Below are 9,019 nucleotides of genomic sequence, written 5' to 3'. Positions count from 1 at the left end.
GTGAGTTCGAGGAGGAGGCGTTGTTGGGGGTCGATGGTGAGGGCTTCGCGGGGGCTGATGCCGAAGTGGGCGGGGTCGAAGTGGGCTGCGGTGTGCAGGAATCCGCCGTGGCGGGTGGTGGAGGTGCCGGTGTGCTCGGGATCGGGGTGGTAGAGCCGTTCCAAGTCCCATCCGCGGTCGGTGGGGAAGCCGCTGATGGCGTCGGTGCCGTCGGCGACCAGCTGCCAGAGCTCTTCGGGTGAGGTGACTCCGCCGGGGTAGCGGCAGGCCATCGACACCACCACGATCGGATCGTCCTCGAACTCGCCGTCATGAATGCGAGCACGATCACGACCGCGCACGGGCACGGGTGCCGCCGTCGCGTCGGTGGCGTCCTCGGTGATGTGGCGGGTGATGTGCGCGGCGAGGGCGTCGGGCGTGGGGTGGTCGAAGATCAGGGTGGAGGGGAGGCGCAGCCCCGTCTCGCGGTTGAGTCGGTTGCGCAGCTCGACGGCCGTGAGGGAGTCGAAACCGAGCTGCTTGAACGCCTGCTCGGTCGCCAGGCGGCCGGACTCGACGTGCAGCACGGCGGCGCACACACGGGTGACGAGCTCACGGACGGCGGTCGCCCGGTCCAGCTCCGACAGGCGGGCCATGTCCCGCTGCCAGCCCGACGCCGTGCCACCGTCGCCGAGACGTCCCCCGGCGTCCGCACGCTGCCGACGCGCGGGCACCAGGCGCCGCAGCACGGCGGGGAGTTCGTCCTGCTGGGCGAGTGCGGTGAGGGTGGCGCGGTCCCAGCGGACGGGGGCGAGCAGCGGGGCGTCGAGGCCGAGCGCGGCGTCCAGCAGCGCCGTACCGTCGGTGTCGCTGAGGGGGGTCATGCCGGCGGCGGCCCACCGGGCGGTCTCGCCGCTGTCGAGGGTCGCTCCCATGCCGCCGGCCCACAGGCCCCAGGCGAGTGACGTGGCCGGGAGCCCTTGTGAATGCCGGTACTCGGCCAGCGCGTCGAGGAAGGTGTTGGCCGCCGCGTAGTTGGCCTGACCGGCCCAGCCCAGCAGCCCGGTGACCGATGAGTAGAGGACGAAGTGGGTGAGGGGGTGGTGGCGGGTGAGGTCGTGGAGGTGCCAGGCGGCGTCGGCCTTGGCGTGGAGGACGGGGTGGGTGCGGTCGGGGGTGAGGTCGGTGAGGAGGGCGTCGTCGAGGGTGCCGGCGAGGTGGAAGACGGCGGTGAGGGGGTGTTCGGGGGTGATGGTGTCGAGGAGGTGGGCGGTGGTGTCGCGGTCCGCGAGGTCGGCCGCGGCGATGCGGACGGTGGCGCCGAGGGCTTGGAGGTCGGTGGTGAGGCGGTCGGCTCCGTCGGCTGCGGGGCCGCGGCGGCTGGCGAGGAGCAGGTGTCGGACGCCGTGCCGGGTGACGAGATGGCGGGCGAGCATCGCACCGAGACCACCCGTCCCACCCGTGACCAGGACCGTCCCGTCGGTGAAGTCGGCCGCGGCGTCGCCGCTTTGAGGCGTGGTGAGGGTCAGTTGGGGGGTGAGGACCGTGTCGTCGTGAAGGGTGAACTGGGGGATCCGGGCCGTGACGGCGTGCCCGAGGTTGTGGATGTCGGTGGGGGTGAGAGGGGTGAGGGGCAGGTCGCCGTGGGCGATGGCGTGCGGGTGCTCGGTGTGCGCGGTGCGCAGGAGGCCGGTGAGGGCGGCGTGGGGGAGGTGGGTGTGCTGGTGGTGGGGGCTCGTGGCCGCCGTGGTGAGCACGACCAGACGGGTGTCGGCGAGGGCGGGCGTGGTGAGCCAGGTCTGGAGGGTGGAGAGGACGGCGGCGGTGACCTCGTGGGTGGCACCGATGACGTCCCCGTTCCCGGTCGGGGCCTGGTAGAGGACGGTGGCGGGAGCGGGGGCCCCGTCCGCGAGCGCGGCAAGGAGGGCGTCGAGGTCGGCATGGTGCGCGCCGATCCCGGGCAGGTGCTCAGCGCCGCCGATCTGCACCCAGTCCGAGGGGACTTCGGCGGTCCTGCCGCCGTCCGCTCCGGCCTGCACGACGGGCGTACCCGTCTCGACCGGCAGCCAGGCCACGGATGACACGGCCACCGGTGCCTTCAGCGCTCGCGGGTCCGCGGTGGCGAGCGTGAGGCCGGTGATCGTGAGGGCGGGAGTGCCGTTCTCCGTGTACGCACGGAGGGTGAAGCTGTCGCCGCTGGTGGGGTGCGGGGTGGCGTGCACGAGCAGGGCGCCCACCGGCTCACTGGTGGGGTGGGCCGTGACGCCCGTGAACGAGAAGGGCAGGCGCAGGGGGGCGTCGGGCCCCGTGGGCGCCACCAGGGTGTGCAACGCGGCGTCGAGCAGGGCCGGGTGGATGCCGTAACCGGCGGGCTCACCGTGGGCGGTGGGCAGCGTGACCCGAGCCCAGCCGGTCGTGGGCCAGTGGGCGTCGAGGCCGCGGAACGCGGGCCCGTAGTGGTAGCCGTGGTCCGCGAGGACGTCGTAGAAGCCGGTCAGGTCGGCGGGCTCGCCCACCTCATCGGCGGCCCAGGAGGAGTGGTCCGGCCTCGGTGCGGGTGGCGTGCTGGTGAGGGTGCCGGTGGCGCGCAGGGTCCAGGGATGGGCGTCGTCGGAGCCGTCGGCCGTGCGCGTGTGGATCGTGAAGTGGCGCTGGTCGTCGGTCGGGGTCTCGACGGTCAGCTGTAGCTGTGCCGGGAGGACGACGGGCGACTGGAGGGTGAGCTCGGCGACGTGGGGGTGGGCCAGGAGTTCGCCTGCGTGGAGCGCGAGTTCGAGCAGGGCCGTGCCGGGGAGCAGGGTGGTGCCGGCGATGGTGTGGTCGGCGAGCCAGGGGTGTGCGGCGGTGGTGAGGGTGGTGGTGAACAGGTGCGTGCCGTCAGGCTGTTCGCTGGCCGCGGCGAGCAGTGGGTGGTCGGCGGGGCCGAGGCCGATCTGCGTCGCGTCCGTGTGGGGCTGCGGGGCGAGCCAGTAGGGGGCGCGGGTGAACGGGTAGGTGGGCAGGGGCGCCGGCGGCCCTCCGGCGGTGGGCCACGTGAGTCCCGCGGGGGTGGTGGTGTGGAGGGCGGCGAGGGCCTGGGCGAAGACGTCCCTCTGCTCGCCCCGAGGGTTCTGCGTGGCGAGGAAGGCGGCGCCGGTGTCGTCGCCGAGAGTGGCCTGGGCGAGGTGGGTGAGCGTCGCGTCGGGCCCGATTTCGAGGTAGGTCGTGACGCCGAGCTCGGTGAGGGTGGTGTTGCCCTGGTGGTAGTGGACGGCGGTGCGGGCCTGGGCGGCCCAGTGGTCCGGGTCGGTGAGTTGCTCCGTGGTGGCGATCTGCCCGGTGGTGTTGGTGACGATCGGGATGGTCGGGGCGTGGTGGGTGAGGTGTCGGGCGGCTTGCGTCAGCTGGGGGAGGAGCGGGTCGAGGTGGCGTGAGTGGAACGCGCCGGAGACGGCCAGCGTGCGGTGGGAGATGCCTGCGGCGTCCAGGTCCTGGGCGAGTGCGGCGAGGGCGTCGCGACTGCCGGCGAGGCTGGTGTGCCGGGGTGAGTTGTGCCCGGCGACGTCCACCTCGGGGTGTCGGGCGAGCACGGATTGAAGATCGACGGCGGACGCGCCGGCGCTGAGCATGCCGGTGTCGGTGGGGAGTTGTTGCATGAGGTGGGCGCGGGTGGTGACGAGGGTGACGGCGTCGTCGAGTGACAGCGTGCCGGCGACGTGGGCGGCGGTCACTTCACCGATGGAGTGGCCCATGAGGTAGTCGGGAGCCAGACCGCGTTCGGTGAGATACGTGAACAGGGCGGTCTCGAAGGAGAACAGTGCCGGCTGGGTGTAGCGCGTGTGGTGCAGCAGAGCGGCCGGACCGCTGTCCGGATCGGCCCACATCACGTCCAGCAGCGGGTGGTCGAGGTGGCTGTCGAAGCGCCCCGCGATGTCCCGCAACAGCTCTCCGAAGCGGGGGTACGCCTCGGCGAGGTCCCGCCCCATGCCCGGGTACTGCGCCCCCTGACCGGTGAAGAGGACGGCGATCCCGCCGTCTGCCGGGCGTCCGGTGGTGAGGCCGGGACGGGCTTGCCCGGTAGCCAGGGCACGGGTCTGAGCGAGGAGTTCCCCGCGGTCGGCAGCGTGCAGGACGGCCCGGTGCACGTACTGCCGGCGCCGTGCGAGAGCCTCGGCGATGGCACCCGCCGTCATTCCGGGGTGAGCGGTGGCATGGTCGGCCAGGCGCCCGGCCACGTGCGCCAGCTCCTCCTCCGTCCGAGCCGACAGCACCCAGCTGGTCGGCGACTGCCAACCCCCCATGGCCGCACAGGCCTTGGCGAAGACAGCCGTCTGCTCGGCGCGCGGGTTCTGCGTGGCGACGCAGGTGACGGTGTCGTCGGCGAGGGTGGTTCGGGCGAGGTGGGTGAGCGTGGCGTCGGGGCCGATCTCGATGTACGTGGTGACGCCGAGTTCGGCGAGGGTGGTGATGCCCTGGTGGTAGTGGACTGCGGTGCGGGCCTGGGCGGCCCAGTGGGTCGGGTCGGTGAGCTCGTCGGTGGTGGCGATCTGCCCGGTGGTGTTGGTGACGACGGGGATGGCCGGGGCGTGGTGGGCCAGTTGCTCGGCGGCAGTCGTGAGCTCGGGCAGGAGCGGGTCGAGGTGGCGCGAGTGGAACGCTCCCGAGACGGTCAGGGTCCGGTGGGCGATGCCCGCGGCGTCCAGGTCCTGGGCGAGTGCGGCGAGCGCGTGACGGGTGCCGGCGAGGGTGGTGTGACGGGGTGAGTTGTACCCGGCGACGTCGATCTCGGCGTGGCGGTGCAGGATGTCGGCCAGTTGCCCCTGGTCCGCCGTGACGCCGAGCATGCCGGTGTCGGCGGGGAGCCCCTCCATGAGGTGGGAGCGGGCGGCGACGAGGGTGACGGCGTCGTCGAGCGACAGCGTGCCCGCGACATGCGCGGCGGTCACTTCACCGATGGAGTGGCCCATGAGGTAGTCGGGAGCCAGACCGCGCTCGATGAGGTACGTGAACAGGGCGGTCTCGAAAGCGAACAGGGCGGGCTGGGTGTACCGGGTACGGCCGAGAAGGGCGGCCTCGTCCGTCTCCGGCCCGGCCCACATCACGTCCAGCAGTGGCCGGTCGAGGTGGCTGTCGAAACGCCCTGCGATGTCCCTCAGCAACTCCTCGAAGCGGGGGTGAGCCTCGGCGAGGTCCCGCCCCATGCCGGGGTACTGCGATCCCTGCCCGGTGAAGAGGACCGCCAACTTGGCCCCCTGCGCGGGGGGTTCCTCGATGATCACGTGGGCGTTGGTGCCGCTGATGCCGAAGGAGGAGACGGCGGCCCGGCGGGGGGCGTCGGTGCCGGGCCAGGGCTGTGCCTCGGTGAGGAGGGCGAGCGGGGTGTTCTCCCAGTCGACGTGGGGAGTGGGATCCTCGGCGTGCAGGGTGCCGGGAAGGAGCCGGTGGTGGAACGCCTGGACCATCTTGATGATGCCGCCGACGCCGGCCGCGGCCTGCGTGTGACCGATGTTGCTCTTGAGGCTGCCGAGCCAGAGCGGTCGCTCGGCGGGGCGCTCGGAGCCGTACGCCTGATGCAGCGCCTGCGCCTCGATGGGATCGCCCAGGGTGGTGCCGGTGCCGTGGGCCTCGACGGCGTCGACGTCGGCCGGACGGAGACCGGCCGTGGCGAGCGCCTGCCGGATGACCCGCTGCTGGGCGGGTCCGTTGGGAGCGGTCAGACCGTTGGAGGCGCCGTCCTGGTTGACGGCGGAGCCGCGGACGACGGCCAGCACGGGGTGGTGGTTGCGGCGGGCGTCCGAAAGGCGTTCCAGGAGCAGCAGGCCGGCGCCCTCGGCCCAGCCGGTGCCGTCGGCCCGGGCCGAGAAGGCCTTGCAGCGCCCGTCGGCGGCGAGCCCCCGCTGGCGGCTGAACTCCACGAACATGCCGGGCGAGGACATGACGGTGACACCGCCCGCCAGGACCAGGCCGCACTCGCCCGAACGCAGCGCCTGCACCGCCTGGTGGAGGGCGACCAGTGAGGACGAGCAGGCCGTGTCGACCGTCACCGCCGGACCGGACAGACCGAACGTGTAGGCCACCCGCCCGGAGATGACGCTCGGGGTGACGCCCGTGAGGAGGTGCCCGGCCGTGTCCCCCGAGGCGTCCGCGAGCCGCGGCCCGTAGTCGAGCCCGGTCGCGCCCACGAAGACTCCGGTGTCGCTGCCCCGGAGGCCGGCGGGATCGATGCCCGCCCGTTCGAACGCCTCGACGGTGAGCTCCAGCATCAGCCGCTGCTGGGGGTCCATCGACAGGGCCTCGCGGGGGCTGATGCCGAAGTGGGCGGGGTCGAAGTGGGCTGCGGTGTGGAGGAATCCGCCGTGGCGGGTGGTGGAGGTGCCGGTGTGCTCGGGATCGGGGTGGTAGAGCCGTTCCAGGTCCCATCCGCGGTCGGTCGGGAAGTCGCCGACGGCGTCCGTGCCGTCGGCGACCAGCTGCCAGAGCTCTTCGGGTGAGGTGACGCCGCCGGGGTAGCGGCAGGCCATCGACACCACCACGACCGGATCGTCCTCGAGGTCGCGCGAGGCGGCCGTGCTCGCGGCCCCCGCCGCTCGGACGGGGGGCGTGGCTCCGGCGTGCGCCTCTGACAGGTGCCGGGCGAGTGCGTGCGGCGTGGGGTGGTCGAAGAGCACGGTGCTGGGCAGCGCGATGCCGGTTTCGGCCTGCACCGCGTCGCGGAGCTCCACCGCCCCGATCGAGTCCAGCCCGAGGTCGCGGAAGGTGAGGTCCGTCGCGACGTCGGCGGGGTCGCCGTGCCCGAGGACGTCCGCCGCCGCACGCCGTACGACCTCCAGGAGCTCGCGTACGGCTCCGCCGGCCGGCGTGTCGCCCCCGTGGCCGGCCGACGGTCCCGTGACAGCGCGGGAGCCGGCCTCGACGCCCTCCGCCGCTCCGGCACCCTCCGCGGCAACGGGCCCGGCTCCCGGGGGCACCCCCGGCCAGTACCGGGCGCGGTCGAACACGTACCCGGGGAGCGCCACCCGGGCGGGGCGCCCGCCCGCGAACACCGGTGCCCAGTCGACGACTTCACCTGCCTCGTACCGGTCGACCAGTGCACGTACCTCTGCGGACACCGAGGGGCCCGCCGTCGTCCGCTCCCCCCGGGCCAGCGCGTCCAGGCCGGCGCGCAGCGCCTCGCGGTCCGCGGCGAGCACCACGGCGCGCCGCGCGAAGTCCTCGCGGGTGGTCGCCAGGGAGAAGGCGACGTCCGCCAGGTCGAGGTCGTCGGACTCCAGCGCGGTGTGGAGGCGTTCGGCCTGGGCGCGCAGCGCGGTCTCCGTACGCCCCGAGAGGGGGAACGGAAGCGCGGACGGAAGTGCCGAGGAAGACGCGGAGGCCGGTGCCTCCGGGCGGGCGGCGGGGGCCGGGGCCTCGCTCAGCACCAGGTGGCAGTTGGTGCCGCCCATGCCGAAGGAGCTCACCCCGGCGACGAGCGGGCCGTCCGGCGCCGGCCAGGCGGTGAGGGAGCGCTGCACCCGCAGACCGAGGGCCTCCAGGTCGATCGCCGGGTTCGGCGTCGTGTGGTTCAGGCTGGGCGGCAGCTGCCGGTTCCTGATGCTGAGCACCGTCTTGATGAGCCCCGCGATGCCGGCCGCACCCTCCAGGTGGCCGATGTTGGTCTTGACCGAGCCGACGTGAAGCGGCCTCTCTCGTACGCCCGCGCCGAATGCCGCACCCAGCGCGCTCGCCTCGACGGGGTCGCCGACCCGGGTGCCCGTGCCGTGCAGTTCGACGTACTGCACCTCGTCCGCGGACACGGTGGCGGACGCGTAGGCGCGGCGCAGCACGGCGGCCTGGGCGTCGGGGCTGGGGACCGTCAGGCCCTCCGTCGCGCCGTCGTTGTTGACCGCGCCACCGCGGATCACGGCATGGACCCGGTCTCCGTCGGCGAGGGCGTCGGCCAGGCGCTTGAGCAGGACGACACCGCCGCCCTCACCGCGTACGAAACCGTTGGCGCGCGCGTCGAAGGTGTAGCACCGGCCGTCCGGTGAGAGGCCGCCGAAGCTCTCGACGGCCGTGGCGGTGGCCGGGTCGAGCAGCAGGTTCACGCCGCCCGCGACGGCCAGTTCGGCCGCGCCGGCCCGCAGGCTGTCGCAGGCCAGCTGGACCGCCACGAGGGACGAGGCCTGGGCCGCGTCGACGACCATGCTCGGGCCCTGCAGTCCGAGCGCGTACGAGACGCGGTTGGCGATCAGTCCGCGCCGGGTGCCGGCCAGGGTGTGGCGAGTGACGGAGCCGGGGGCGACCCGGTGCACGAGCGCGCCGAAGTCGTCGGCGAACGACCCGATGAACACCCCGGTCGAGGTGTCGCGGAGGTCGGCCGGGCGGACGGCGGCGTCCTCGAGGACCTGCCAGCTGAGTTCGAGGACCAGCCGCTGCTGGGGGTCCATCGTGACGGCTTCCCGGGGGGAGATGCCGAAGAAGGCCGGGTCGAACGTGTCGACCGAGTCCAGGAAGCCGCCGTGGCGCGAGGGGCCGTCCTCGGGCGGCTCCGTGACCCCGGCGAGCCGGGCACGGCCGGCCGGCAGGGTGGCGACGGCGTTCCCGCCGGTGCTGAGGAGCCTCCAGAAGGAGGCCAGGTCGGGAGCGCCCGGGAAGCGGCACGCCATACCGATGATGGCGATGTCGACCGGTGCGGACTGCATGGCGTGGGTGTGCTGTGGCTCCATGGCGCCTGGCGGCCTTCCTGCGCGGAATCCGGCCGGCTGGACCTGGCGCCTGCGGATCACGGCGCTCTCGGACTGCCCTGCCCGATGGACGAGTGTCGTGCCGAGTTCAGGCCCGATCCTGGTCGATGGCCGGTTGCGGTCACCACCCGTAGGTACCCCTAGACGCACGGCCCCGACGGTGGAGGCGCCCTGGCAGTGGGCGGGAACGCCCCCGGGAGACGCCCGGTACGCGCCGCGCGGAACGTCCCGGGCACGGCCTCGGGGAGCAACGCACCGCGGGCACGGACCCGCGGCCCTTCACCGCGCCGGAAGGACTCGGTGAAGGACCGCGGGAACCGTGCCCGCGGAGCGACGCG

At 73.6% G+C, this 9,019-nt stretch carries 1 protein-coding gene; it reads right to left on the bottom strand.

Annotation, left to right across the window (positions count from 1 at the left end):
* A partial coding sequence (locus ACIRQF_RS06940; RefSeq protein WP_404089458.1) for an SDR family NAD(P)-dependent oxidoreductase occupies positions 1-8,663 on the bottom strand: 8,663 nt, incomplete at its 3' end.
* Between the last annotated feature and the right edge of the window lie 356 nt (positions 8,664-9,019).

Source organism: Streptomyces sp. NPDC101191 (assembly GCF_044767915.1).
GTDB lineage: Bacteria > Actinomycetota > Actinomycetes > Streptomycetales > Streptomycetaceae > Streptomyces.
Note: the sequence above shows the minus strand (reverse complement) of the source record. Positions and strands in the feature narration are given on the sequence as shown.